The 24,986-nt window shown below is 72.2% G+C and carries 21 protein-coding genes; 10 read left to right on the forward strand and 11 right to left on the reverse strand.

All coding sequences use genetic code 11. From position 1 onward, the window contains the following. The first annotated feature begins 24 nt into the window (after positions 1-24). Entirely contained in the window at positions 25-1,827 is a 1,803-nt protein-coding gene (locus OG440_RS33075) for an ABC transporter ATP-binding protein (RefSeq protein ID WP_406010417.1), read from the forward strand. Between the two features lie 53 nt (positions 1,828-1,880). After that, positions 1,881-2,780 (forward strand): endolytic transglycosylase MltG, encoded by a 900-nt coding sequence (gene mltG, locus OG440_RS33080; RefSeq protein ID WP_406010418.1) that lies wholly within the window; start codon positions 1,881-1,883, stop codon positions 2,778-2,780. A gap of 12 nt (positions 2,781-2,792) precedes the next feature. On the opposite strand, the gene OG440_RS33085 is transcribed toward mltG, so the two are convergent. Beyond that, entirely contained in the window at positions 2,793-3,869 is a 1,077-nt protein-coding gene (locus OG440_RS33085; protein WP_406010419.1) for an NAD(P)-binding domain-containing protein, read from the reverse strand. 89 nt (positions 3,870-3,958) lie between these two features. On the opposite strand from OG440_RS33085, the gene OG440_RS33090 reads away from it, so the two are divergent. Then, complete coding sequence (locus OG440_RS33090) at positions 3,959-4,381, forward strand: YjbQ family protein (RefSeq protein WP_406010420.1); 423 nt, start codon at positions 3,959-3,961, stop codon at positions 4,379-4,381. A 134-nt stretch (positions 4,382-4,515) separates the two neighbouring features. On the opposite strand, the gene OG440_RS33095 is transcribed toward OG440_RS33090, so the two are convergent. Beyond that, the gene (locus tag OG440_RS33095) at positions 4,516-4,698 is read right to left on the reverse strand and encodes a hypothetical protein (protein WP_406010421.1); all 183 of its coding nucleotides are present in this window, start codon (positions 4,696-4,698) and stop codon (positions 4,516-4,518) included. A 108-nt stretch (positions 4,699-4,806) separates the two neighbouring features. Here OG440_RS33095 and OG440_RS33100 point away from each other — a divergent pair, with 108 nt between their 5' ends. From OG440_RS33100 to OG440_RS33110, 3 genes are all read left to right on the forward strand, one after another. After that, positions 4,807-5,421 (forward strand): DUF1326 domain-containing protein, encoded by a 615-nt coding sequence (locus tag OG440_RS33100; protein WP_406010422.1) that lies wholly within the window; start codon positions 4,807-4,809, stop codon positions 5,419-5,421. Then, on the forward strand, positions 5,418-6,176 hold the full coding sequence (locus OG440_RS33105; RefSeq protein WP_406010423.1) for a DUF2182 domain-containing protein: 759 nt from the start codon (positions 5,418-5,420) through the stop codon (positions 6,174-6,176). The genes OG440_RS33100 and OG440_RS33105 overlap by 4 nt, the downstream gene beginning before the upstream one ends. A gap of 178 nt (positions 6,177-6,354) precedes the next feature. Further along, positions 6,355-7,305, forward strand: a complete 951-nt coding sequence (locus OG440_RS33110; protein ID WP_406010424.1) for an alpha/beta hydrolase — start codon at positions 6,355-6,357, stop codon at positions 7,303-7,305. A gap of 541 nt (positions 7,306-7,846) precedes the next feature. Here OG440_RS33110 and OG440_RS33115 read toward each other — a convergent pair. The 4 genes from OG440_RS33115 to OG440_RS33130 form a co-directional block, all read right to left on the reverse strand. After that, positions 7,847-8,263 (reverse strand): universal stress protein, encoded by a 417-nt coding sequence (locus OG440_RS33115; protein WP_406010425.1) that lies wholly within the window; start codon positions 8,261-8,263, stop codon positions 7,847-7,849. A gap of 1 nt (position 8,264) precedes the next feature. Then, positions 8,265-9,788, reverse strand: a complete 1,524-nt coding sequence (locus OG440_RS33120; RefSeq protein ID WP_406010426.1) for an APC family permease — start codon at positions 9,786-9,788, stop codon at positions 8,265-8,267. A 178-nt stretch (positions 9,789-9,966) separates the two neighbouring features. Beyond that, on the reverse strand, positions 9,967-10,182 hold the full coding sequence (locus OG440_RS33125; RefSeq protein WP_406010427.1) for a DUF4177 domain-containing protein: 216 nt from the start codon (positions 10,180-10,182) through the stop codon (positions 9,967-9,969). Between the two features lie 157 nt (positions 10,183-10,339). Next, positions 10,340-11,083, reverse strand: a complete 744-nt coding sequence (locus OG440_RS33130) for a class I SAM-dependent DNA methyltransferase (protein ID WP_406010428.1) — start codon at positions 11,081-11,083, stop codon at positions 10,340-10,342. A 453-nt stretch (positions 11,084-11,536) separates the two neighbouring features. On the opposite strand from OG440_RS33130, the gene OG440_RS33135 reads away from it, so the two are divergent. The 4 genes from OG440_RS33135 to OG440_RS33150 all read left to right on the forward strand — a co-directional run bounded on the left by OG440_RS33135 (position 11,537) and on the right by OG440_RS33150 (position 15,806). Continuing rightward, a complete protein-coding gene (locus tag OG440_RS33135) occupies positions 11,537-11,740 on the forward strand; it encodes a cold-shock protein (RefSeq protein ID WP_020125862.1) in 204 nt (67 codons plus the stop codon). 191 nt (positions 11,741-11,931) lie between these two features. Further along, positions 11,932-13,347: a DEAD/DEAH box helicase gene (locus tag OG440_RS33140; RefSeq protein WP_406010429.1), complete on the forward strand. Its 1,416-nt coding sequence runs from the start codon at positions 11,932-11,934 to the stop codon at positions 13,345-13,347. Between the two features lie 180 nt (positions 13,348-13,527). Beyond that, entirely contained in the window at positions 13,528-13,968 is a 441-nt protein-coding gene (locus OG440_RS33145; protein ID WP_406010430.1) for an OsmC family protein, read from the forward strand. Between the two features lie 116 nt (positions 13,969-14,084). Then, positions 14,085-15,806 (forward strand): hypothetical protein, encoded by a 1,722-nt coding sequence (locus OG440_RS33150; protein WP_406010431.1) that lies wholly within the window; start codon positions 14,085-14,087, stop codon positions 15,804-15,806. A 127-nt stretch (positions 15,807-15,933) separates the two neighbouring features. Here the strand turns inward: OG440_RS33150 and OG440_RS33155 are convergent, their stop codons facing one another. The 5 genes from OG440_RS33155 to OG440_RS33175 all read right to left on the reverse strand — a co-directional run bounded on the left by OG440_RS33155 (position 15,934) and on the right by OG440_RS33175 (position 24,927). After that, on the reverse strand, positions 15,934-16,575 hold the full coding sequence (locus OG440_RS33155; protein ID WP_406010432.1) for a cutinase family protein: 642 nt from the start codon (positions 16,573-16,575) through the stop codon (positions 15,934-15,936). Positions 16,576-16,736: 161 nt separating this feature from the next. Beyond that, a complete protein-coding gene (locus tag OG440_RS33160; RefSeq protein WP_406010433.1) occupies positions 16,737-17,945 on the reverse strand; it encodes a PucR family transcriptional regulator in 1,209 nt (402 codons plus the stop codon). Positions 17,946-18,067: 122 nt separating this feature from the next. Beyond that, entirely contained in the window at positions 18,068-19,012 is a 945-nt protein-coding gene (locus OG440_RS33165; RefSeq protein ID WP_406010434.1) for an alpha/beta hydrolase, read from the reverse strand. Positions 19,013-19,021: 9 nt separating this feature from the next. Then, positions 19,022-23,164 carry a beta-ketoacyl synthase N-terminal-like domain-containing protein gene (locus tag OG440_RS33170; RefSeq protein ID WP_406010435.1) on the reverse strand — a complete coding sequence of 1,381 codons (4,143 nt, stop codon included), beginning with the start codon at positions 23,162-23,164 and terminating at the stop codon, positions 19,022-19,024. Then, positions 23,161-24,927: a fatty acyl-AMP ligase gene (locus OG440_RS33175; protein ID WP_406010436.1), complete on the reverse strand. Its 1,767-nt coding sequence runs from the start codon at positions 24,925-24,927 to the stop codon at positions 23,161-23,163. The genes OG440_RS33170 and OG440_RS33175 overlap by 4 nt, the downstream gene beginning before the upstream one ends. Positions 24,928-24,986: the final 59 nt, after the last annotated feature.

Consider the following 24,986-nt stretch of genomic DNA (forward strand, 5'->3'; position numbering starts at 1 on the left):
ATCGCCTCACCCTCCGTAGGAGCCATGCCCCGCGACCACATCGACTGGACCCCCTCGCCCGGCACCTCGACCGAACAGCCCCGGCAGGTGCGCCGCATCCTCACGCTCTTCAAGCCCTACCGCGCCCGGCTCGCGGTCGTCGGCCTGCTGGTCGCCGCCGCCTCACTGGTCACCGTCGCCACCCCGTTCCTCCTGAAGGAGACGCTGGACGTCGCCATTCCCGAGGGGCGCACCGGCCTGCTGGGCCTCCTCGCCCTCGGCATGATCCTCAGCGCCGTCCTGGGCGGCGTCTTCGGCGTCCTGCAGACCCTGATCTCCACGACCGTCGGCCAGCGCGTCATGCACGACCTGCGGACGGCCGTCTACGACCGCCTCCAGCGGATGTCCCTCGCCTTCTTCACACGCACGCGTACCGGCGAGGTCCAGTCCCGCATCGCCAACGACATCGGCGGCATGCAGGCCACCGTCACCTCCACCGCCACCTCCCTGGTCTCCAACTTCACCAGCGTGGTCGCCACGATCATCGCGATGGTCGCCCTCGACTGGCGGCTGACCGTCGTCTCGCTGCTCCTGCTGCCGGTGTTCGTCTGGATCAGCCGTCGCGTCGGCAACGAGCGCAAGAAGATCACCACCCAGCGTCAGAAGCAGATGGCGGCGATGGCCGCCACGGTCACCGAGTCGCTGTCGGTCAGCGGCATCCTGCTCGGCCGCACGATGGGTCGCTCCGATTCCCTGACGCGGTCGTTCGCCGAGGAGTCCGAGCAGCTGGTCGACCTCGAGGTGCGCTCGAACATGGCCGGCCGCTGGCGCATGGCCGTGATCGGGATCGTCATGTCCGCCATGCCGGCGGTCATCTACTGGGCCGCGGGCATGACCCTCCGGTTGGACGGCCCCGATGTCTCCCTCGGCACCATCGTCGCCTTCGTCTCGCTCCAGCAGGGCCTGTTCCGCCCGGCCGTCAGCCTCCTGTCGACCGGCGTGCAGATCCAGACCTCCCTCGCGCTCTTCCAGCGCATCTTCGAATACCTCGACCTGCCCATCGACATCACCGAGCGGGACAACCCGGTCCGTCTCGACCAGATCAAGGGCGAGGTCCGTCTCGAGGACGTCACCTTCCGGTACGACGACAAGGGCGACCCCGTCCTCGACGGCATCGACATCGACGTCCCCGCCGGCGGCAGCCTCGCGGTGGTCGGCCCCACCGGCGCCGGCAAGTCCACGCTGGGCTACCTGGTGCCGCGCCTGTACGACGTGACGGGCGGCCGCGTCACCCTCGACGGCGTCGACGTCCGGGACCTCGACTTCGACACCCTCGCCCGCGCGGTCGGCGTCGTCTCGCAGGAGACCTACCTCTTCCACGCCACGGTCGCCGACAACCTGCGCTTCGCCAAGCCGGACGCCACCGACGAGGAGCTGCACGCGGCCGCGCGGGCGGCGCAGATCCACGCCCACATCGCCGCCCTGCCCGACGGCTACGAAACGGTCGTCGGCGAACGCGGCCACCGGTTCTCCGGTGGGGAGAAGCAGCGGCTGGCCATCGCCCGCACCATCCTGCGCGACCCGCCGGTGCTGATCCTCGACGAGGCGACCAGCGCCCTCGACACGGGCACGGAACAGGCCGTCCAGGAGGCCATCGACGCGCTTTCGGCCAACCGCACCACGATCACCATCGCCCACCGGCTGTCCACCATTCGGGGTGCCGACCAGATCGTGGTCCTCGACTCCGGCCAGGTGGCCGAACGGGGTACGCACGAGGAGCTGTTGCGACGGGACGGGCGGTACGCGGCCTTGGTGCGGCAGGACGCCCGCCTGGAGCCGACAAGATGAAAGTATGGCAAGTTGTGCCGGGTTTGTGACGGTATGCGAGTTACCGTGCCCGCATGCAGAAGAACACTCCGCCACCGAGCACGATTCGACTGACGCGCCGGGGCCGTCTCGTCCTCATCGCGACCGGAGCCGTCGTGGCCGGCACCGCCGTGGCGGTGCCGCTGCTGAGCGTGGAGCGTCCGGGGGAGAAGCCCCAGCCGGCGACGCTGGTCATCCCGGAGGGCTGGCGCGCGAGCCAGGTCTACGAGGCCGTCGACAAGGCGCTCGCCCTGCCGGCGGGCACCACCAGAAACGCGTTGCCGAAGGCCGCGCTGAAGCTGCCCGACGACGCCGCGGGCAACCCGGAGGGCTACCTCTTCCCGGCGACGTACCCGCTGGACAAGAAGGCGACGCCGCAGACGCTGCTCACCTACATGGTGAACACCGCCAACAAGAAGTTCAACGGTGCGCCGACGGCGGCCGGCGCCCAGCGCAACACCATGAACGTCTATCAGACGGTCACCATCGCCAGCCTCGTGCAGGCCGAGGCCGCCACCAAGGCGGACATGGGCAAGGTGGCGCGGGTCGTGTTCAACCGACTGGAGCGCGGGATGCCGCTGCAGATGGACTCCACCATCAACTACGCGCTGAACCGCTTCACCCTGAAGACGACGGAGAACGACACCCGTGTCGAGAGCCCCTACAACTCCTACCAGCGCATGGGCCTGCCACCGACGCCGATCGACAACCCGGGCGAGGAGGCGATGCGCGCGGCCCTCAGCCCCACGCCGGGCGACTGGCTGTACTTCGTCACCGTCAAGCCGGGTGACACGCGCTTCACGGCGAGCTACGCGGAACATCTGCGCAACGTCGCCGAGTTCAACCGGAACCAGCACAGCCCCCAGAGCCCCCAGAGCCCCCTGGGCCCCCAGAGTTCGAAGAGCCCGAAGAGTCAGTCGGCGGCTGCCGGGTGACCCGGCGGGGCCTCAGGCGGCCACCGTCTCCTCGGTGAGCAGCCGCCTGATGTCCCGTACGGCCGCGCGGCCGGCCCGGTTGGCGCCGATGGTGCTGGCCGACGGCCCGTAACCGACGAGATGGACGCGCGGGTCGGCGACGGCACGCGTGCCCTCGACCCGGATCCCGCCGCCCGGCTCACGCAGCCGCAGCGGCGCGAGATGGCCGATGGCGGCCCGGAACCCGGTCGCCCACAGGATGACGTCGGCGCCGACCCGCCGCCCGTCGTCCCACTCCACGCCTTCGGGAGTGATCCGGTCGAACATGGGGAGCCGGTTCAGCACCCCGTCGGCGAGTCCCTCCCGGATCGCGTCGTTGAGCGGCAGTCCCGTCACGGACACGACGCTCTGCGGCGGCAGTCCGCGGCGCACCCGTTCCTCCACGAGCGCGACGGCCGCGCGGCCCGTGTCCTCGTCGAAGGGCCCCTCGCGGAAGACGGGGGGCCGCCGGGTCACCCACGTGGTCTGCGCCGCGTACGGCGCGAGCTCCAGCAGATGCTGGGTGCCGGACGCGCCCCCGCCGACCACGACCACCCGCAGTCCGGCGAACGCCTCGGGACCCGGATAGCGCGCGGTGTGCAGCTGCCGGCCGCGAAAGGTCTCCTGGCCGGGATAACGCGGCCGGAACGGCCGGTCCCAGGTTCCGGTGGCGTTGATCAGGGCCCGCGTGGACCACGAACCGTCGGAGGTCTCGACGAGCAGCCGCCCACCGGTGCCCTCCCGCACCGCCCGCACATCGACCGGCCGCCGTACCCGCAGGTCGAAGGCGCGCTCGTAGGCGTCGAAGTACTCGGCGACGACCTCCGACGACGGCCGGGCGGGATCCGCGCCCGTCAGTTCCATGCCGGGCAACGCGTGCATCCCGTGCACCTTGCCGTACGTCAGCGAGGGCCACCGGAACTGCCAGGCACCGCCGGCGGCGGGGGCGTGGTCGAGCACCACGAAGTCGCGGTCCGGCTCGAAACCGGTGCGACGCAGGTGATGGGCTGCGGCCAGACCCGCCTGGCCGGCCCCGATGACGACCACCTCGACCGCACGCACGTTGTCCACGCCCGTGCCAACGGCGGGGTCGGCGTGGATCTTCCCGGTTCGGCTGTGAGATCGGCTACGGAACCCGGCGTATGGGCCAGGATGGGGGCATGTCAGATGCGTTCACCACCCGAATTCTGCACATCACCTCAGGCTCCCGGGAGAGGGTCGTCGACCTCACCGGCGACTGCGAGGCGTTCCTGCGTGAGGTGGCCGCCGGTCGCGGCGGCCTCCTGAACGTCTTCGTCCCGCACGCCACCGCCGGGATCGCGATCATCGAAACGGGCGCCGGAAGCGACGACGACCTCCTGGCCGCCCTGCACACCATCCTCCCCGCCGACGACCGCTGGCAGCACCGGCACGGCAGCCCCGGCCACGGCCGCGACCACGTCCTCCCGGCCTTCGTACCGCCCCACGCGACCCTGCCGGTCGTGGACGGCAGGCTGGAACTGGGCACATGGCAGTCGGTGTGCCTGGTGGACACGAACAGGGACAACCCCGACCGGCAGGTGCGGCTGAGTTTCCTGGGCTGAGCACCGGCTCGGCTCGGCACGCGGGGGCTGTCGCGCGCCAGGACACCACGACGGAGCGGGTCAGCGGTTCTTCCACTCCGGACGCCGCTTCTGGGCGAAGACCGTCATCCCCTCGACGGCGTCCTGGCTGACGATCAGGCGTCCAGGGGTGGTGAAGGGTGTTCGACCGCGTCCACCGTGTCGGCGATGCCCTCGGTCTCCGCCATGACCTGGAGAAAGACGCGGACGGATGTGGGCGAGCCGTCCGCGGAAGGGGCCCGCCGCCAGGGCGGTGAGCGGCGTCCCGGCGGATCTGCGCGGCGGGGGTCGGCGGGCATAGCCTGGAGAAGGACGGCATCGGGAGCGGACCGGCACCGGGAGGCGGGCCAGGGGGCTCCCGGCGCATTCCCTTCGCCGCGGGGGACGCGAGACAGGGAGATGGAGCCATGCCCTGGAATCTGAACGGCACATACCTGGAGAGCTGCAACTGCGATGTGGTGTGCCCCTGCACCACCTCGGGCCTCACCGCACCGGCCGACCACGAGCGCTGTCAGGTGACCCTGGCCTTCCACGTGGACAGCGGGAACGTGGACGGCGTGGACGTCGCCGACCGCAGCGTCGCCGTCTTCATCGACGCACCCCGGGTGATGGCCGAGGGCGACTGGAAGGTGGCGCTGTACATAGACGGTTCGGCCGACGGCGGCCAGGCGGACGTGCTGGGCAAGGTCTTCTCCGGCCAGGCCGGCGGGCCGATGGCGGCGCTCACTCCGCTCATCGGCGAGGTGCTCGGCGTGGAGCGGGTCCCCATCGACTACCGCGACGACGGCCGCCGCCACGCCGCGCGGGTGGGCGACGCCATCGACATCGCGATCGAGGACCAGGTCGCCCCGCAGTTCGGCGACGACGGTCCCGTCATGGGCCTGACCGGCATGTTCCACCCGGTGAACAGCACACTGACGATCGCCCGGTCCACCCGGGCCACGGGCGACGGCGTCCATGGCCGGTCCTGGGACTTCACCGGCGGCAATGGACACTCGGCGCCCTTCACGTGGTCCGCGTGACCGGTGGGCCGCTCACCGTCCGCCGGCGGGCGGGCCCCGCGGGGCTGTTGCTCGTCGCGGCGGCCGCCGCCTGGCTCTGGCTGGTGACCCGCTGGGGTGACATGCAGGCGATGCCCGGCACCATGGGTCTGGGCCTGCCCGCCTTTCTCGCCGTGTGGACGCTGATGATGGCTGCGATGATGCTGCCCGCCACGGCGTTCGTCGCCGCGCTGTACGCGCGCACCATCACCACGCATCGGGCATCGCGCATGGTCGTCTTCACCGTCGGGTACCTGCTCGTCTGGGCCGCGGCCGGGGTGCCCGGGTACGGGCTGGCCGTCGGCCTGGGCCGGGCGGCGAGCCTCCCCGCCGGTGCGGGGACCGTAGTGGCAGCGGCCGTGTTCGCGGTCAACGGCGTCTATCAGCTCACGCCCCTCAAGGACCGCTGCCTCGCGCGGTGCCGCTCGCCGATCGGGCTGATGCTGCGCTACGCCTCGTATCGGGGGCCCTCACGCGATCTGCGTGCCGGGGCCCACCACGGGGCCTTCTGCCTGGGTTGCTGCTGGTCGCTGATGGTGCTGCTGGCGGTCTTCGGAGTGATGAACCTGTGGGCCATGGTGGCCCTGGCCACGGTGATCACCGCTGAGAAGCTCGCTCCGGTCGGCCGCCTGGTGGCCCGTGCCGTAGGGGTCGCCTCGATCGCCCTGGCCGTCGCCGTCTTCTGGATACCGGCCCTGGCCCCGGGCCTCACCGGCGCCGACATGACCGGGATGTGACGACAACCCCTGTGCAAGACGCCTGCCCACTGCCACCGTTCCGCGCGGTGCCCACAGGCTCCACTGGCCTGCACGGCCGGTTCACCGTGCCCGGAGCGAGAACCCCGCTCAAGCGGCAGGAGTCGTCATCAGATCGATCACCGGGGGCGTTCGGGATCAGGGTGGCATCCTGGCCCGCATGGCCGAACCGATCGATCCCTCCTTCGCCGACGCCGAACTGGCCGCCTTCGTCGAGGCTGTTCGGCAGGACCCCGGACCTCCCGCCCGTGCCGTGGGTGCGGCGGAGTTGCGGCGGGCGCAGCGACGCCGTGCCGAAACCCGGCCTCCGGGTCCCGAGATCGACCACGTCGAGGATCTGGTGGTCGGCTCGGCTGCCGTGGCGGCCCGTCTCTACCGCCCTTCGGCGGCGTTCCGGCCACTGGTGGTGTTCCTCCACGGAGGGATGTGGACGATCGGCGATCTGGAGTCGCACGATCGGGCATGCCGTCGACTGGCACTCAGGACCGGCACGGCCGTGCTGAGCGTCGACTTCCGCCGTGCTCCGGAGCACCCGTGGCCGGCTGCCGTCGACGACTGCGTGGACGTCATCCGGTGGGCAGCGGCCGGCGGCGGTTCCGGGTTCGGGATCGCGGGGCCGACCGTCGTCATGGGTGACAGTTCCGGGGGGAACCTCGTCGCGCTGGCCTGCCTGCGCCTGCGCGATGAAGGCGGACCGCTGCCGATCGCCCAGATCCTGCTGTACCCCAACACGGATCTGACACTTTCCTGTCCCAGCGTGCGGTCGAAGGGCACGGGTTGGGGTCTGACGGCCGACGACGTCGCATGGGGAGCGGAGCAATGGGTCCCGGACCCGTCCCGGCGCGCCGACCCCCGGGTCAGCCCGCTGTACGCCGCAGACCTCGGCGGGCTACCACCTGCCGTTGTCGTCACGGCGGAGCACGACCCGCTTCGGGACGAGGGCGACGCGTACGCCGGCCGGCTTGCCGACGCCGGGGTTCCGGTCCGACATCGCTGCGAGGCCGGGATGGTCCACGGGTTTCTCACCCTCGACACCCTCTCTCCCGCCGCGGCGGAGGCGGGAGAAAGGGTCTTCGCGGACGTCGCGAACCTGCTGGACCAGGTCCGCTGACCCCGCCAAGCAGCGGTGAACCCGGCGCGTAGGACCATGACGCCGCTCCCGATCTGCTCTGCCGGGCCGCAGGCGTTCGTGGGCATACATCGTTGTTTGTGCGTCTGCGTCGTCACGGAGTTGGACACTCACCCGCTCAACGGTCGCTTGCCGACGGGTGTGTTGTCAGTGCCTGCGCCTAGGGTCTGCAGCGCGCGGTCGGCTTCCGGGGGTTCCAGCTCTGAAGGGATGGCTTCATCCCCGGCCTGTCCGGGGGCGGCCCGGAGATTTCGTCCGGGACCCAACCGACGGCCGGGCTTCGTCGATGGCCACGAGGTGACCTGCCAGCGCCGACCGCGCACCCTCCCCACCAGGGGTATCACCTGATCCGGTAGTTCCAGAGTCGAACCTCTCGGGCTGGAACGAATGGTGCGGCTCCTCCGTGAGCATGGGCCGGCCGGTGCGCGGAGGGCTGATCGATTCTGCCGATCAGAAGTGGACCTTCCTGATCTACTTCACCGAAGACGGCGGCACGCTGGTGGGCTGCGCCCGCCTGAGCGGCTCATCGCTCGGTCGGGACGCAGAGCACCGGGATGGTCGACAGGTGGAGGAGTTTGTGGGGGGTCGAGCCCAGCAGGGCCCCGCGCATCGGGCTTTCGCCCCAGCTGCCGACGACGATGAACCGAGCCTCATGCCGTGACGCGGCGTCGAGCAGGGCCTGAGCCGGTTTCTGGTCGATGATCTCGACGGTCGTGGGCACGCCCGCCGCCTCGGCCGCCGTGACGGCGTGATCGAGGGCGATGCGTCCGGCCTCGCGGACGGCCTCGTGGTGGGCCCGGTACTCCTCGCCCCCCGGCCCCGGGGCAGCGGCGCCGTAGACCAGCACGAGCCGCTCGCCGAACGCGGCCGCGGTCTGGAGTGCGATGCGCAGGGCACGTACCGCGCCGGGAGACTCGTCGTATCCGAGGACGATCGCCATCTCAGGACTCCTTGCCGGCGACGACACCGTGGACGAGATCGGGGTCGGCCACGCCCGCGCGTTCCGACCAGAAGGCGGGGGATTTCAGCCGCCACAGCACCATCAGCACCACACCCGCGACGGCGATGCCGACGCCGATGACGAGCGGGGGGCCGACCCCGAGCCACGAGGTGCCGGTATAGGAGTTGGCGGGGTCGGACATGTCGGAGACCGATTCCACGAGGAGCCACGCCAGCAGCCCGGCGCCGACGAGGGGTCCGAGGCCGATGAGCACGAAGTAGCGGACGCTCTCCGTCAGGTGGCGGCGGTAGTAGACGGCGCAGGCGACGCCGGTGAGGGCGTAGTAGAAGGCGATCAGCAACGACAGAGCGGTGAGCGAGTCGAAGAGGGCGTTGGCGCTGATCTGGTTGAGGACGAGGTACCAGGCGATGGCGATGCCGGCGACCCACCAGGTGCTCACGTCGGGCGTGCGGAACCGCGGGTGGATGTGGGCGAAGTGCGCGGGCAGCGCGTGCCGGCGTGCCATGGACAACGCCGTGCGGGACGCCGGGATGATCGTCGTCTGCGTCGACGCCAGCGCCGAGGTGGAGACAGCCAGCAGGACGACCCAGTCCCAGCCGTCCATCACCTTGCCCGCGAGCAGGGCGAAGATGAACTCCTCCTCGTCGGCGTTCTCGGCCAGGAAGGCCGTTCCCGCGTAGGCCACGACGGCGAAGCCGACCGACACGTAGGTCACCAGCAGGACGACCGTCGACCAGATGCCGGCCTTGCCCGGAGCGGTGGCGGAGTCCTCGACCTCCTCGGTGAGATTGACCGCGGACTCCCAGCCCCAGTAGATGAAGACGCCCAGCAGCAGGGCTCCGGTCAGCGTCGATCCGCCGGCGCCGAAGGGGTTGAGCCAGCCGACCGACGGCTCGACGGAATCGAACGTGCTGGTGCCCGCGTACACGCGGTAGAGCGCCACGACGACGAAGGCGAGCAGACAGACGACCTGGGCGAGGATGAGGACGTTCTGCACCTTGGCGGAGACCTCGGTGCCGATGACGCACACGGCCGTCATCACGATGATGAGCAGCACCGCGAGCAGCTGGCGCACGAAGTCGTTGTCGACCCAGCTGTCGAGGCCGAAGGCGAGCAGCGCGAAGCTCACGGCGACGTCCGCCAGCGACCCGACGACCAGCACCCCGGTCATGGTGATGGCCCAGCCGCCGAGCCAGCCGGCCCACGGCCCCATGGCCCGGGTGACCCACGAGAAGGTGGTGCCGCAGTCCTGGTCGACCTTGTTGAGGTAGTAGAACGCCGACGCGATCAGAAGCATCGGCACGAACGAAGCGACCAGCACGCCGGGGGCGTAGATGCCGACGAGTGCCACGATCGGCCCGATGACCGCCGCCAGTGAGTACGCCGGTGAGGTGGCGTTGAGCCCGATGACGAGCGCGTCGACGAAGCCGATCGCATCGGCCTTCAACCCGTCAGGTGACCCTGGCGACCCTGGTGGACGTGCGCCGGTGGTGTCGTCGGCCATGTTCCCTCGCTCCGGTTGTCCGTGAAGCCATACAACAGGGAGCTTTGCGACTTTCGATGTCATTGAGGGCTTGTCGGTCACGGGTGTCACCGACGGAACGCCGAAGGCCTCCGGAACGGCGGCGGGTGCCGCACCACGGCTTTCCGTGGAGCGGCACCCGTGGGCACGGCAGCGGAGGTCAGCGGCGCGGACGCTCCAACGTCAGGAGCAGGCCTTCGACCGCACCGGGCCCGATACGGCCCTTGACGTCGGCCGACGTGATCGCTTTGAGGGCCCAGCCGTCCTCGGCGTGCTTGTTGAGCACCTTCTCCAGCTTGTCGCTGTCCAGCGCGTCGCCGATCAGTGACTCGCGAAAGGTGACGACCTTGTACTCGAGTACATGGGGACTGCTCATGACGGGGCCCTCCTGTGGATGGACTGGCTCCCGGAACCAGGAATCCGGGGAACCGGGACAGCCAATCATCGGGCGCGGGCCTCCGCACGCGTCGGGGGCGGGTTCGGCGAGTTCGCGTGTCGGGTGCCTGGGGCGCGCGGCAGGTGGGCGAGGTGTGTCAGGCCGGCTTGCGCCACACCGAGATGTGCTTCGTGGAGTCCTGGGTGAACGGCGCGCCGTCCCAGTCCGCGACGCGCCGTTCCGGTTCGAGTCCCGCGATCCGTGCCATCAGGTCGAGCTCGGCGGGCCACGCGTACCGGTGCCGGGAGTTTGCCCGGCGGTAGCCGCCGTCGTCGTCGGCCTCGCGGGTGAAGTGGTGCGAGACGAGGATCTGTTCGACCAGGTCGAAGGTGTCGAAACCGAGATGCCCTTCGGAGACGTCGAACGGCACGGCGACCTGCCCGGGGGGCAGGAACCGCAGCGGCGGCACCCCCAGCTCGATGACGAAGCGCCCGCCGGGCGCCAGATGCCGTGCGGCGTTGCGGAAGCACTCGACCTGCTCGGCCTGGGTGAGCAGGTTCGAGATGGTGTTGTAGACGAGGTACACCAGGGTGAACTCGCCGGGGACGACGGTCGTGGCCATGTCCCCGAGGGTGACCGGGAGCGCGTCCTCGTCGATCTTGCGCCGCAGGGCCGCCGCCATGTGCTCGGACAGTTCGATGCCCGCGACGGGCACGCCGCGTTGCCGGAGCGGGACGCCCACCCGTCCGGTTCCGATGGCGAACTCCAGTGCACGGCCGCCGCCGGCGAGTTCGGCGAGGAAGTCGAGAGTCGGTCGGAGGAAGGCGGCCGAGGATCTCTCGGCCTCCTCGGTGTCGTAGCGGTCGGCGCTGGCGCGGTTCCACAGTTCGCTGCTCGTCACGGGCGTCCACTCTGCCGGGCGCGCCGGCGCGCTGTCGACGGGATTTGCCGCCGTCGCGGACCGGCGCCGGCGCCGGGGCACGCCCGGCTGCGTCCGGGCACGCCGGACGCGCCGTCCCCGCCGTGGCCCGGTGGCGCGCGCCCGAGTGGGGGGTCGCGTTCTCCTGGGGCGCACCTTGTGTAATCTGAAAATTAACCTTTCGCGTGTATTTGACTTCGTACAGGCTTGCGCGCCCGATCCGGTGCCGCGTGGGCGAAAGGTAGTGCGGTTGTATGTACCGTGCTAGGCTTCAGGCTAGTTGCAGTTGTGGTTCCCGAAACTTCAAGTGCCTCGGCGGCAGTCTGTCGCCGGGCATTTTTGTATATCCGGTGCTTATCCGGACGGGGTTCATTGTGGCAACGCATGGGTCCACACGGTGTGGACCTCTGGGCACTGCCCCGAAGGAGATGTGACATGGCTACTGGCACCGTCAAGTGGTTCAACTCGGAAAAGGGATTCGGTTTCATCGAGCAGGACGGCGGCGGCCCCGACGTTTTCGCTCACTACTCGAACATCGCCACCCAGGGCTTCCGTGAGCTCCAGGAAGGCCAGAAGGTGAACTTCGACGTCACGCAGGGCCAGAAGGGCCCGCAGGCGGAGAACATCACGCCTGCCTGACGCGAAAGCGTATGAGGCAGCTGGGGCCCGCACCACGTGGTGCGGGCCCCAGCTTGCTGCTTTTCCAGGGTTCCGAAGGATCTCATGGAATTCTTTCAGTCTCATTTTCGGCTCGTGCTTGCAATTCATCCGGCTCGTTCTCGCTTCCGCCGGGAATTCCTCGATGCGTGCCCCTCGAGGAAGGTTCTTTCTTGAACCGTTCAGCTCGCACGAATGACCGTTCCGAGTTCGCGCTCCCGGTCACCGTCACCCCCGCACTCCCCGCCGCCGCGACCTTCGCCGAACTGGACATGCCCCCCGCGTTGCTGGAGATGCTCGCCGAGCACGGCCTGAACGAGCCGTTCCCGATCCAGGCCGCCACGCTGCCGAACACGCTCGCGGGCCGCGACGTCCTGGGCCGCGGGCGCACCGGATCGGGCAAGACGCTCGCCTTCGGCCTGGCGCTCCTCGTCCGTACGGCCGGCCGCCGCGCCGAGCCGCGCAAGCCGCTGGCCCTGGTCCTGGTGCCCACCCGCGAGCTGGCCCAGCAGGTCGGCGACGCCCTCACTCCGTACGCCAGGCTGCTGAAGCTGCGGCTGGCCACCGTGGTCGGAGGCATGTCGATCAGCAGGCAGTCCGGCGCGCTGCGGGAGGGCGCAGAAGTGGTCGTCGCGACTCCGGGCCGTCTCATGGATCTCGTCGAGCGCAAGGACTGCCGCCTCGACCGGGTGGACATCACCGTCCTCGACGAGGCCGACCAGATGGCCGACATGGGCTTCATGCCCCAGGTCACCGAGCTGCTGGACCAGGTACGCCCCGACGGCCAGCGCATGCTGTTCTCGGCCACGCTCGACAGCAACATCGACCTCCTGGTCCGTCGCTACCTCCACGACCCGGTGGTCCACTCGGTCGACCCGTCGGCGAGCGCGGTCACCACGATGGAGCACCACGTCCTCCAGGTGCACGGCGCCGACAAGTACGCCACGGCCACCGAGATCGCCGCCCGCGAAGGGCGTGTGCTGATGTTCCTGGACACCAAGCACGCCGTCGACCAGTTCACCCGGCACCTGCTGGGCAGCGGAGTCAGGGCCGCCGCACTGCACGGCGGCAAGTCGCAGCCCCAGCGCAACCACACCCTGGCCCGGTTCAAGGACGGCCGCGTCACCGTGCTGGTGGCGACCAACGTGGCGGCCCGTGGCATCCACATCGACGACCTCGACCTCGTCGTCAACGTCGACCCGCCCGCCGATCACAAGGACTACCTGCACCGCGGCGGCCGAACGGCACGCGCCGGCGAGTCCGGCAGCGTCGTCACGCTGGTCACCCACAGCCAGCGCCGGGACATGGCCCGTCTGCTGTCCGACGCGGGCATCAGGGCGCAGATCACACCGATCCGCTCCGGCGAGGCCGAGCTGAGCCGCATCACCGGCGCCCAGGCCCCCTCCGGCGTCCCCGTCGCCGGCAGCGGTCCGGCCGTGGCCGAGCGCCCGCAGCGCGGCGGCGCTCCCTTCCGCGGCATGGGCACCCGGCCCGGCCGACCCGGCCGCGGTGGCGAGTCCCGCAAGGCCACCGAGGCCCGCCAGGCCGCCGAAGCCCGCGCGGCCGCCCGGGTGCGCCGGGGCGCGTAGAGCCTGCCGCGTGGATCATGCCGCCGACGCGGGGTCCGGTACCCGCGTGCACGGCGCTGCCCGTCGTCGGCTGCGTGCCCGGTCGGGGCCTGTCCGGCGACCGGAGAACGCCGGGGATGCCGCCCGGGACGAAGTCGCGCTGCGTGAGCGCGACCGGGGGCAGGCCCTAGTGTCGTCGCCATGAGCGAAGACTCCCAGCGCCTCGTCACCATCGAGCGGACCGGTACCGGCCGGTTCACCGCGACGAACACTCGTGGCGGCACGATCGCGTTCGGTACCGGTTCCGATGCCGACGGCGGCACCGACTTCACCCCGGTCGAACTCCTCCTCGCGGCGATCGGCGGCTGCACCGCCGCCGACGTGGACGTCGCCACCGGCCGGCACGTCGAGCCCACCGGGTTCACCGTCACCGTGACCGGCGAAAAGGTCGGCGACGCGTTCGGCAACCGGATGACCGACCTCGCGGTCACCTTCTCCGTCACCTTCCCCGAGGGCGCCGCCGGTGACCGGGCCCGCACGATCCTGCCCCGGGCGGTCACGGTCTCGCACGACCGGCTGTGCACCGTCAGCCGCACCGTCGAGATCGGCACTCCCGTCACCGTGACCGTCACGGACGCCTGACCGCGCGGCGACACCGCCGCCCCGGTCGCTGCGGGCCGGTGACAAGCGTGCCGTCGAGGCTTGCGTTCTTGTGAGCACTTCCCGAGCGCCGCGTTCCACGGCCCTACGGTCCGGCTATGAACACGACTCGTAGCAGAGGAAGGACGTGGCGCGGCGCCGCGCTGGCGGTGCTGCTGACCACGGGGGCGCTCACCGCGGCCGCCCCGGACGCTCGGGGAGAGAGCGCACGGACCGAGACACCCGTGACGTCGACGCACCCGGCCGACGGCGTGACCGAGTCGGTGGTACGGGTGAGGATGCCGTTACCGCGTTCCTTCGGGGACCGTCCGGCGGCCTGCGACCAGCTGTCGTATCTGCGCTACCGCTCCGCCGACGGACCGGCGGCGTCGGCCGACGCCGACCGGATCCTCGTGGCCCAGCCGGGCATCCTGGAGGGCGCCGGAGCCTTCGACAGCGTGGCCCGCGGCACCGTCGCGAAGGCCGCCGCGCAGGGGCGGCACATCGAGTTCTGGGCCCTCGACCGGCGGTCCAACTGCCTGGAGGACCGCACCGGCATCGCGTCCGGCGACCAGCACGCCGCCGTCGACTACTACTACCGGGCCGAACCGGTCGACGGCCGGGTCTTCGGGGGCTTCGTCGGCGACAGCCGGCTGGGATGGATGGCGAAGCTCGGCATCGAACAGACCGTGCGGGACGAATACGACCTGCTGGTCCACGAACTGCCCGACCAGGGTCTGCGCAAGAGCAAGGTGCTGTGCGGCGGACACTCGCTGGGCGGGGTGGTCACCGGGTACTTCGCGGCGGCCGACTTCGACGGCGACCCCGCCACCCTGGCGGACGCGGGACAGAACCAGTGCGCCGGCTACTTCGCCCTCGACACGACCATCTCCACCTCGCTGGCCGACCTGAGCGGCAGCCTGCCCGACGACACCGACCTGCCGGACGTCGGGCTCGGCTACGCGGCGGTGCAGGCCGGGCTCGACACCGGGGTGCTGCCCCGCACGCTGTCCGCACCGGTGCTGCTCAACCCGGAGACCATGACGCTGCTCGCCATCGCCGGCGTCGGCGCCGTACGGGACCCGGACGGCGAGGCGGACCTGCCGTCCTATCTGCCCTCCGGCATCAACATCGAGGCCACCAACCGCTTCCTGTTCTCGAAGGACGCCGCCGCCTTCCTCACCGGTTCCCCGGGGGTGAAGGACTTCCGGCTCACCAACGCCGCGGTGCTCGGGGCGCTGATGGACGACAACTCCGTACCGCTGGCGTTCCTCCAGAGCAGCGTGGGCTTCTTCGACGGCGGACCGGTCTCGGACAAGAGCTTCCCCGTGGCCAACGGAGACACGCAGGCGACGCAGCTGTTCGGCGTCGGGTACAAGGCCATCCCCGCGCAGCCCCGCGGGCCGCTGTACACCTGGCGCGACTACGACCGGGTCGGCGACGCCGACGACCCCGGGTACCGGTCGGCCGACGGTACGCCGTTCACCGACGCGGGCAAGGAGGTCACCGACCTTCAGGAGCTGGCCCGCAGCCTGGCGGAGCAGCCGCTCGACTTCACCGAGCAGTACTTCCCGACCAAGCTGGTCACCGACATCGAGCTGGCCACTTCGCCTCAGGTCAGACGCCTCGTCGTCCATCCGACCGGGCTGACGGCCAACCCGACGCTCACCGTGCTCGCGGGCGACGGACTGCTCGCGGGCCGTGTCCCGGCCGACCTGCACCCGGTGGTCGCCCCCGGCTACCAGCACCTCGACGTGCTGACCGCGGCGCCGGTACAGAACGACGGGCTGCCCGAACCCGTGTCGGGCGCTCTCTCGGCGTTCGCGGACACTCCCCGATAGCCGCCACTCCCCGACAGCCGCCTCTTCGCCACGGCGGTCCGGCCGTCGCGTCACGCGTGGGAAGGGCCCGGGAGGATCTCTCCTCCCGGGCCCTTCCGTCGGCCTGTGTACCTGTGGGCCGGTGCGGTCAGATCTTGCCGGCGGCGAACGTGGCCGCGGCGGTGGCGTCGGCGGTGTAGCCGAGATGCGCCAGTACGTCGTCGCCGCCGTTCTCGCAGATGGGGTCACCGTTGGCGCAGAAGTCGATGGTGCGGCTCTGGTAGGTGCCGGTGACGCTCTTGCCGAGGGCCCGGATCGGGTTGCCGAACAGCAGGACCGCGGCGACTCTCGGCTCGACCGCCGCCGGGAGTGTCGCGACGATGGGGCTGCCGACCACAGCGCCCGCGCTGCTGATGCCGATGGAGTTGTCGACGACATTCGCGCCCTGCGAATATCCGACGAGAATATATCGCTGATTCGGGCAGGCCGTCGCCTGCGCCTTGACGTGGTTCACCACATCCGCGTTTCCCTGCGCGGCCGATGTCAGGGAAAGGTCCGCGGGATAGTTCACCGCATAGCTGGACAGGGTTTTGCCCGTCAGTTTCTTCTGAAGTGCGGAGAACACCGGATCGCCGACGATCAGGCCGAGCGTGCCCGGCTCGAAGGTGCCGCGAGCGGCTACGACGTCGATGTCCGAGCAGGTGGCGGCCGATGCGGTGGGTGCCGAGAGAGTGACGATTCCGGCCCCGCCGACGAGGGAGAGCGCGGCGAGGCACAAGCGGATACGCATGGGAATCCTTTGCGGGTGGGGCGCGTGAAGCGCCTGATGAAAAGGACAGTCCCGAAGGTATTCGCGTTCCTCGGCCGGGTGTTATGGACGGGAATTCAGAAATTCCGCTTCTTTTTGTTCCGTGGTGAGTGGGCCGCCGGGCGCGGAGGGTGCCGATGCCCTCACGAGTAGTTCGCGGAGCGCAGGGCGAGGATCAGGTCCAGACGGGCGCCGGGGTCGTGCAGGGCGTCGCCGAAGAGCTTCTCCAGCTGCCGCAGGCGGTAGCGGACCGTCTGCGGGTGGATGTGGAGCCGGGCGGCGACGTCGGGCACGTTGCTGCCGCTGAGCAGCCAGGCCAGCAGCGTCTCGGCCAGCCGGGGGCGCTGAGCCTCGGAGGCGGTGTCGAGGGGCGCGAGGACCCGCGTCCGCAGCTGGGCGAGCAGCGGCTCGTCGCCGTGCAGCAGCAGGGTCGACAGATGGTCGGCGCAGCGCACCACGCCCTGGCGGGGCAGGATCCCGCGGCCCATCAGCCCCAGCGCCCGCGTGGCCCAGCGCAGCGAGTGCGCGGCCTCGGTGACGGGGACCGTCGGGCCGATCGCCGCCGGGCGGCCCTGGAGGCCCAGCAGGAACGACCGGCCGCCGAACCGCCCCGAGCCCTCCGGGTCCGGCACCAGCACACGGGGTGGCCGTGAGCCCAGGTCCGTCAGTGCCCCGGGCATCGCCGGCGGCCCGTCTCCCGTCTGGAGGTCCGCGGTGGCCGCCAGGGTGACGACGGCGACGTGCGACGGCACCCGCCATCGCGCGCCGTGCGCCAGGTCCTGTACCGCCTCCGGGGACACCGGTCCGTCGCCCAGCAGCAGGTCCAGCAGACGCCGGCGGCGCCGTTCCAGCTCGTCCGCGCTGTGCGACCGTGCCTCCGCGTAGCCCGCGGCCGCCGCCTCCGCGACCTCGTGCACGGTCCGGAACGCCAGTTCGCCGAGTGCGGCCACGACCGTCGAGTCCAGCCCCAGTTCCTCCGCGGTGCGGCTCATCAGCCGCCAGGCGTGCAGTCCGCCCACCCGTAACGCGGACTGCAACGCGTCCAGACTGCGCCCCTCGAAGGCCTCGCCGCGCCCGAGTTCGCAGTAGGTCGCGGCGATGGCGGCGCTCTGGCCGCGCGGGTCGGCGATGTGGTCGACGAACAACGTGAGCGCCTGCACGACCCCGGCCCGCAGGTTGCGGCGGTAGATCCCGTCGGCCGGCCGCGCGTACTCGGGCACCTGCCGGCGGACCTCCTCCTCGACCTCGTCCGCGACGGCCTCCAGCTGGGCGCGCAGCAGCTCTGCCAGGTCGGGCGGAACCGAAACGGTTCCGGGATCGGCGGGCACGCCGCGCGGGGTGGGGACAGCCACGACGGACACTCCTTTCACCCGGAGGCGGCTCGCCCACGCACCGTTGCCCGTGGGCCGAGAGGGACGTCCTGTGTTGGACGGACGTCCCCTGCGCTCCGTTCCGTGCCCCGGCTGCACCGACATCACTCCGGTACCCCCAGCGCACCGGCGAGCATCGGCCACGAGGCGGTGAACTCCCGCTTCCAGTACGTCCAGCTGTGTCCTCCTCCCGCGTAGTAGTGGGTGGTGACCGGGATGCCGAGGAGGGCGAGGAGGTCGGTGAAGCCGTGCGCGGAGGGCCACAGGGTGCTCTCCAGCGCCTCGGGCAGCCAGTCGCCCATGCCGCCGACGACCCCGCTGCCGCCGGAGACGTACAGGGGAGTGCCGCGCAGCCCGGCGGCCCGGGCGCGCGGGTTGAAGTCGCGCCAGGTGAGGGCGTCGAGCAGCGGACTGCCCCACAGCGAGTGCGGGGCCAGGTTCTCGCGGGCCACGATGGCGTCCAGGAGAGCGGGCACGCCGGGGGCGGTGGTGTCGAGGATGCCGCTGTAGGAGGCGGCGGCGGTGAACGTGCCCGGGTGGCGGGCCGCGTGCGCCATCGCGCCGTACCCCCCGGTGGACACCCCGGCGACGGCCCGCACTGCGGACGCCCGGTAGTCGCGGGCCAGCAGCGCCGGGACCTCCCGGAGCTGGAAGGTCTCGTAGTCGGGGCCGTCGCGCCACGCGGTGGGGATGCCGGTGGGGCCCGCGTCCGGCATGGCCACGATCAGGTCGCGGCCCTCGGTGAAGGCCTCGACGTCCGTCTCCCGGGTCCACGACGTGTAGTCGTCGTGGGCGCCGTGCAGCAGATACAGGACGGGGTAGCTCAGGGTGGGCCGGGCGGCGAAGTCCGTCGGCAGGATCAGCCGGACCGGCGCGCTGCGGCCCAGCGCGGGAGAGGCCACGGACACGTCGAAGGTGCGCGGCCCCACCCGGGTCGCGGCGCCGGCGCGACCCGTGCCGGTGGTGGCGCCCAGCAGCGCGGCGAGGCCGGTGGCCAGCGCGGCCCTCGTGACGCTGCGTCGGGACGGTCGGGCGGTGTGCTGCGGCATGGCGGCTCCTCAGTCCGGTACAGCGGGTCCGCTCGGCGTGGCGAGCACCTGCCGCAGGTGGGCGGCGATCTCGTCGACGTGCGGCGGGTCGAGCAGCGAGAGGTGGTGCCCCGGGACCGGTACGACCGTCAGACGCGGGCACACCTCGTCCCAGCCGAGGGTCTCGTCGTCGCGTTCGTAGGCCGGGTCGCGCACGGTGTGCGGAGCAGGTGCGGTGGCCCGGTACAGGACCACGCGGCCGTCGTGGCGGCCCGGACGATGGGCCTCGCCGATCCTCAGGTCGAGGTAGGAGGAACGCTGGTGTGCCAGCGCGGCGGCCGGTACGTCGACGGCTTCCCGCAGGGTCCGCAGTACGAGGTCGATGCGTTCGCGGTCGTCGTCCAGCGTCGCGAGGTCGTCGTACGGCAGCCGCAGCCGCACCCCGTAGGCGTCGGCCACGTGCCGGGCGAAACCCGTGAAGTGCGCGCGGACGCGGTCGGCCGGCGTACGGTCGGCGGGCAGGAGGGGCCGCACGGAGTCGATGAGCACGACCAGCGGCACGGCCCTTCCGGCGGCGGCGAGTTGACGGGCCGTTTCCTGCGCGAGGAAGCCGCCGAAGGACCAACCGCCCAGCAGGTACGGCCCGTCGGGGTGGGCGGCGGTGATCGCCTCGGCATAGCGGCGTGCCTTCTCCGGCACGCTACGGGCGTCCTCCAGCCGTTCCAGCCCGTGCACCGGACGGTCGTCCCCGAGCCGTTCGGCGAGTGCGTGGTAGACGTCGGCACCGCCGCCGGCGGCGTGGAACAGGAACAGCGGCGGCCGGGAGCCGGTGGTGCGCAGGGTCCGCAGCGGAAAGGGCGCCACCTTCTCGTGCCCAGTGGGCGTCGTCGTCGCCGTTGCCACGACCGTTGCCGCGGCCGTCGCCGTCGCCCGAAGGGACTGCCGGATGCGATCGGCCACCTCGTCGACGGTGGCGGCGCCGAGCAGGACCCGTAGCGGCAGATCGATGCGGAACTCGCGTTCCAGAGCGGTGCGGATACGGACGGCCATCAGCGAGTCCAGGCCGAGATCGGCCAGCGCCGTGGCAGGTGTGACGCGGGCCGTCGGGTGGCCGGTGACGGCGGCGATGTGGTGGCCGACGCGGGCGGCGACCGAGGCCGGTGCGCCGGCCGCCTCGTCGGCTCCCCGGCCGCCGGCCCACTCGTCGGGTGCGGCGGGCAGGGACCCTGCTCCCGCCACCGCTCCCACCCCCTGTGCCCCCGCCCCCACCGCCACTGCGCCCGCTGCCGACTCCGTGACGGCGGGCCTGCCGTCCGTCCACCAGAAGCGCGAGTGCCGCCAGCGCGGCAAGGGCACGTCGACGACCCGGCCGGACGGCCGTGGCAGGGGCAGCCCGGCTGCGTACAGGGCGCCCAGCTCCGCAAGGAACCCCGCACAGCCGTCCGCGTCGCGGCGCAGGGTGGCCACCGCGAGGGCGCCGGGCACCGTGTCGGTCACCGGTCCGGCCAGGACCGGATGGGGCGAGATCTCGACGAAGGCGGTGTGGCCGTCGGCGGCGGCCGCCGCGAGGGCCCGGTCCAGGCGCACGGGACGGCGCAGATTGGCGGCCCAGTGCGCCGCGTCGAACCGGCAGTCGCCGCGCGGGTCGTCGAGGACGGTGGAGTACACCGGGATGCGCGCCGGCCGGCCCTCGATGTCGCGGAGGGACTCGGTCAGTTCCGGCAGCAGCGGGTCCACCTGGGGCGAGTGTCCGGCGCCTGCGACCCGCATGGCCCGGGCGGCGCGGCCCTGTTCCCCGAGGCGGCGCACGAGCCGGGCGACCGCGCCCTCGTCTCCGGTGACGACCTTCTGCCGGGGCGAGGAGTGGACGGCGACCCGGACGCCCGGGAAGTCACGCTCCAGATCGCCCAGTTCGCCGTCGTCCAGGTCGACGACGGCCATCGCGCCGCCGCGCAGCCCGCTCAGCAGCCGGGCCCGCACGGCGACGATCCGGGCCGCGTCCGGCACGTCCAGGGCGCCCGCGCAGACGGCGGCGGCCACCTCGCCCAGGGAGTGACCGATCACGGCCGCCGGTTCGGCCCCGTACGAGCGCCACAACTCGGCGAGTGCCAACTGGATCCCGAACAACACGGGTTGGGCGATCTCCACGCGGTCGAGCGCCGCTCCGGAGAGCAACCGGTCGTGGAACGAGAAACCGCATACGACGGCGAGCTGCGCGTCGAGCTTCTCCACGGCGGCCGCGAAGGCGGGTTCCTCCCTCAGCAGTCGGCGCCCCATGCCGGGCCACTGGCTGCCGTACCCGGAGAACACCCACACCGGACCGCGCCCGACCCGGTCGCGGTCGCCGGTCAGCACCCGCGCGTGCGGCCGGCCCAACGCCAACGCGCCCATAGCGTCGGCCAGTTCGTCCCGGTCGTGGGCGACGACGGCGGCGCGTACCGTTCCGCGCCCGGTGCGTCCGGCGAGCGTACGGGCCACGTCGGCCGGCCGGACGCTGCTCTGCCGGGGCAGGCGAAGCCATTCGGCGAGCCGGGCCGCGGTGTCCCGGACCCGTGCGGTGTCGATGTCGGACAGCAGGTGCAGCCCGGCCGCCGGTTCCTCGGCGGGGGGAGCCGGCAGCGTGCCCGGCTGCCATTCCTCCAGTACGGCATGGGCGTTGGTGCCGCCGAACCCGAAGGCCGACACACCGGCGGTGGCCGTGCCCCCGTAGCGGGGCCACGGCTCGGGCTCGGTCACCAGCCGCAGCCGTGCGTCGTCCAAGGCGCTGCCGTGCGCGCAGTGCAGCGACGCCGGAATACGGTCGTGGTGCAGCGCGAGGACCGTCTTCACCAGTCCCGCGACGCCCGCGGCGGACTCCAGGTGACCGAGGTTGCCCTTGACGGAGCCGAGCAGCAGCGGCTGGTCGGGATCACGGCCCGGGCCCAGCACGGTGCCCAGCGCGCCCGCCTCGATCGGGTCGCCGAGCGGGGTGCCGGTGCCGTGCGCCTCGACGTAGTCGATGTGCGCCGGGAGCAGGCCGGCCCGCGCGTAGGCGGTGCTCAACAAGGCTTGCTGTGCTTGCGGGTTGGGTGCGAGGAGGCCGTTGGAGCGGCCGTCGGAGTTCACCGCGGTGGCACGGACGACCGCGAGGACGCGGTCACCGTCCCGCTCGGCGTCGGACAGTCGCTTCAGCAGCACGGCCGCGCATCCCTCGCCGCGCCCGATCCCGTCGGCCGCCGTGGAGAACGGCTTGCAGCGGCCGTCCGGAGCGAGGGCGCCGGCCCGCGCGAACGCGACACCGACGACGGGCGACAGCAGCACGTTGACCCCGGCGGCGATCGCCAGATCGCTCTCGCCGGTGCGCAGGCTGACACAGGCGTGGTGCACGGCGACCAGTGAGGACGAACAGGCGGTGTCGACGGCCATGCTCGGCCCCCGGGTGTCCAGGACGTACGCCAGCCGGCCCGCGGTCACCCCGAGTGCCGCGCCCGCCGGGGCCCATGGGTCGACGGCCGCCGTCCGGGCGCCGGTGAGCTGTCCGTACTCCGGGGCGCAGACGCCGACGAAGACGCTGGTGGCCGTGCCGGCGAGGGCGGCGGCCGGCACGGCGGCGTGGTCGAGCGTCTCGCGGACGACCTCCAGGAGCATCCGCTGCTGCGGGTCCATCACCGTGGCCTCGCGCGGTGTGATGCGGAAGAAGTCGGCGTCGAACCCGGCGATGTCGTCGAGGTAGCCGCCGCGCGGGGGCGCCTCCGCGGGCGGGAAGGCGGTGAAGTCCCGCCACCGGTCCGCGGGGACCGGCCCGATCGCGTCGGTCCCGTCGCCCAGCAGCCGCCAGTAGTCGGCCGGGCCTCGCACCCCGCCGGGCAGCCGGCACCCCACCCCGATGACCGCGACGGGCTCGTCGAGCGCCGCCGGGGGAGGGGCGGCGGGCGTCGCGGGGACCCTCCGCGCGACGGGGCCGCGCAGCTGCGCCACCAGCGCGTCCAGGGTGGGCGCCGACCAGAGCAGCGTCGCCGGCAGTTCGCGGCCCGTCAGCCGGGACAGTTCCCCGGCCAGGCCGACCGCGTCCCGCGAGGACATGCCGAGGTCGGCCAGCGGCAGGTCCATCGGTACGTCGTCGCCGGTGCCGTTCCAGGCGGCGACCCGTTCCGCGATCAGGCGGCGCAGCGCCCCCTCGTCGACGGCGCTCACCGCGCGGCCCCCGCCCCGAAGGCGCCCTCCAGGTACCGGGCGCGGGTCAGGGCGCGCGCCACCTTGCCGCTGGACGTCCGCGGCACCGCGCCGGGGGCGACGAGGACGACATCGGCGAGGCGCAGGCCGTGCCGTGCGGAGACGGCCGCGCGCACGGCCCGAGTCAGGGCCGGTACGTCCGTATCGTCGAGACGGGTGGCCCGCGTGTGCTCGGCCACGACGACCACGCGCTCACCCGCGTCGCCCGCACCGTCCCCGTCGCCCGGGACGCCGAAGGCGGCGAGCCGGTCACGCCGGACGGCCGGGTGCGCGTCCTGGACGGTGGCCTCGAGGTCCTGCGGGTAGTGGTTGCGGCCGTCGACGACGATGAGGTCCTTCAGCCGGCCCGTGACGATCAGCTGTCCGTCCAGCATCGTCCCCAGGTCGCCGGTGCGCAGCCAGCCGCCCGGTCCGCCGCCCGGTCCGCCGGCCGGGCGGGCGCCGAAGACCCGCAGGCTCCGTTCCTCGTCGTTCCAGTATCCGCACCCCACGTTGGGACCCCGCACCCAGATCTCGCCGACCTCGCCCTCGGAGAGGACGTCACGCGAGACGGGATCGACGATGCTGACCTGCTGGCCCGCCGGGGTGCCGCAGCCGGCCAGCCGTACGGCGTCGCCGTCGTCGGGCCGGGCGGGCAGGGCCTTTCCGGCGGCGAGGGCGTCCCGGTCGAGGGCGAACCGGCGCAGCGGCTCGCCGGGCCGGGCGGCGCTGACGAAGACGGTGGCCTCGGCGAGCCCGTACGACGGACAGTGGACCTCCGCGGCGAGCCCCTGGGCGGCGAACGCCGCGTGGAAACGGTCGGCGGTGCCGGGCCGGACCGGTTCGCTGCCGTTGATCAACGCGGTGACACCGTCGAGGCGCAGCTCCGCCTTCTGCGCGTCGGTGACGGCGCCGACGCAGTAGTCGTAGGCGAAGTTGGGCGCGGCGCTCACCACCCGGGGATGCGCGGCGAGCAGCCGGAGCCAGCGGGCCGGCTCGTGCAGGAACGCGGCCGGGTCCATGAGCACCGACAGGCGGCCCTGTACGACGGGAGCCGCGACGCTCAGCACGAGCCCCATGTCGTGGTAGAGCGGCAGCCAGCCCACACAGGTCACCGGCGCCTCGTCGGCGCCGTAGGCGGACAGCGCCTGGCGGGCGTTGGCGACCACGTTGGCGTGGGTGATCTCCACGCCCGCCGGAGCGCGGGTCGACCCGGACGTGTACTGGAGATAGGCGGTCGCCCCGGCGTCCGGCGCGGCCACGGACCGCTCCGGGGCGGCGTCGTCGGGGACCCGGTCCACCGCGACGGCCGGCACCCGGGCCCCTGCGCAGAGGTCCGCGACCTCCGCCATGACCCGGCTCGTGGTCACCACGACCGCCGGACACGCGTCGCCGAGCACCCCGGCGAGCCGGTCCCCGTGCCCCGGCAGGCCGGGCGGATACAGCGGTACGGCGACCAGCCCGGCCGTCAGCGCGGCCAGGAAACCGGTGACGTACTCCGTTCCCTGCGGGCACAGCAGCGCCACCCGCGCCCCGGGCTCGGCCTCCTCGGCGAGCCGGGCCGCGAGCGCCCGCACCCGCAGATCCAGAGTCCGCCAGGTCAGCGTGCGGTGGACGCCCCGGGCGTGCGGGGCCGGGTGGTCGACGAAGGTGAACGCCCGTCGGTCGGGGGCGGTTTCGGCCCAGTGCCGCAGATACTCGGGCAGGGTCCGGTACACGGGCGTGAGCGGGGGGCGGCTGTCCATCGGGCGTGGCTCCTCACGGCGCGGTGTCGGCCGGCGGGTCGTCGGGTCGGCGCCGGGGT

The organism is Streptomyces sp. NBC_00637, from assembly GCF_045161545.1.
Lineage (GTDB): Bacteria > Actinomycetota > Actinomycetes > Streptomycetales > Streptomycetaceae > Streptomyces.

Bases quoted from the DNA above. Each gene is read 5' to 3' on its own strand.
- mltG (WP_406010418.1), top strand. From the start codon at position 1,881: ATGCAGAAGAACACTCCGCCACCGAGCACGATTCGACTGACGCGCCGG.
- OG440_RS33110 (WP_406010424.1), top strand. From the start codon at position 6,355: ATGGCCGAACCGATCGATCCCTCCTTCGCCGACGCCGAACTGGCCGCC.
- OG440_RS33100 (WP_406010422.1), top strand. From the start codon at position 4,807: ATGCCCTGGAATCTGAACGGCACATACCTGGAGAGCTGCAACTGCGAT.
- OG440_RS33115 (WP_406010425.1), bottom strand. From the start codon at position 8,263: ATGGCGATCGTCCTCGGATACGACGAGTCTCCCGGCGCGGTACGTGCC.
- OG440_RS33145 (WP_406010430.1), top strand. From the start codon at position 13,528: ATGAGCGAAGACTCCCAGCGCCTCGTCACCATCGAGCGGACCGGTACC.
- OG440_RS33150 (WP_406010431.1), top strand. From the start codon at position 14,085: ATGAACACGACTCGTAGCAGAGGAAGGACGTGGCGCGGCGCCGCGCTG.
- OG440_RS33135 (WP_020125862.1), top strand. From the start codon at position 11,537: ATGGCTACTGGCACCGTCAAGTGGTTCAACTCGGAAAAGGGATTCGGT.
- OG440_RS33090 (WP_406010420.1), top strand. From the start codon at position 3,959: ATGTCAGATGCGTTCACCACCCGAATTCTGCACATCACCTCAGGCTCC.
- OG440_RS33095 (WP_406010421.1), bottom strand. From the start codon at position 4,698: ATGCCCGCCGACCCCCGCCGCGCAGATCCGCCGGGACGCCGCTCACCG.
- OG440_RS33125 (WP_406010427.1), bottom strand. From the start codon at position 10,182: ATGAGCAGTCCCCATGTACTCGAGTACAAGGTCGTCACCTTTCGCGAG.
- OG440_RS33175 (WP_406010436.1), bottom strand. From the start codon at position 24,927: ATGGACAGCCGCCCCCCGCTCACGCCCGTGTACCGGACCCTGCCCGAG.
- OG440_RS33165 (WP_406010434.1), bottom strand. From the start codon at position 19,012: ATGCCGCAGCACACCGCCCGACCGTCCCGACGCAGCGTCACGAGGGCC.
- OG440_RS33155 (WP_406010432.1), bottom strand. From the start codon at position 16,575: ATGCGTATCCGCTTGTGCCTCGCCGCGCTCTCCCTCGTCGGCGGGGCC.
- OG440_RS33120 (WP_406010426.1), bottom strand. From the start codon at position 9,788: ATGGCCGACGACACCACCGGCGCACGTCCACCAGGGTCGCCAGGGTCA.
- OG440_RS33075 (WP_406010417.1), top strand. From the start codon at position 25: ATGCCCCGCGACCACATCGACTGGACCCCCTCGCCCGGCACCTCGACC.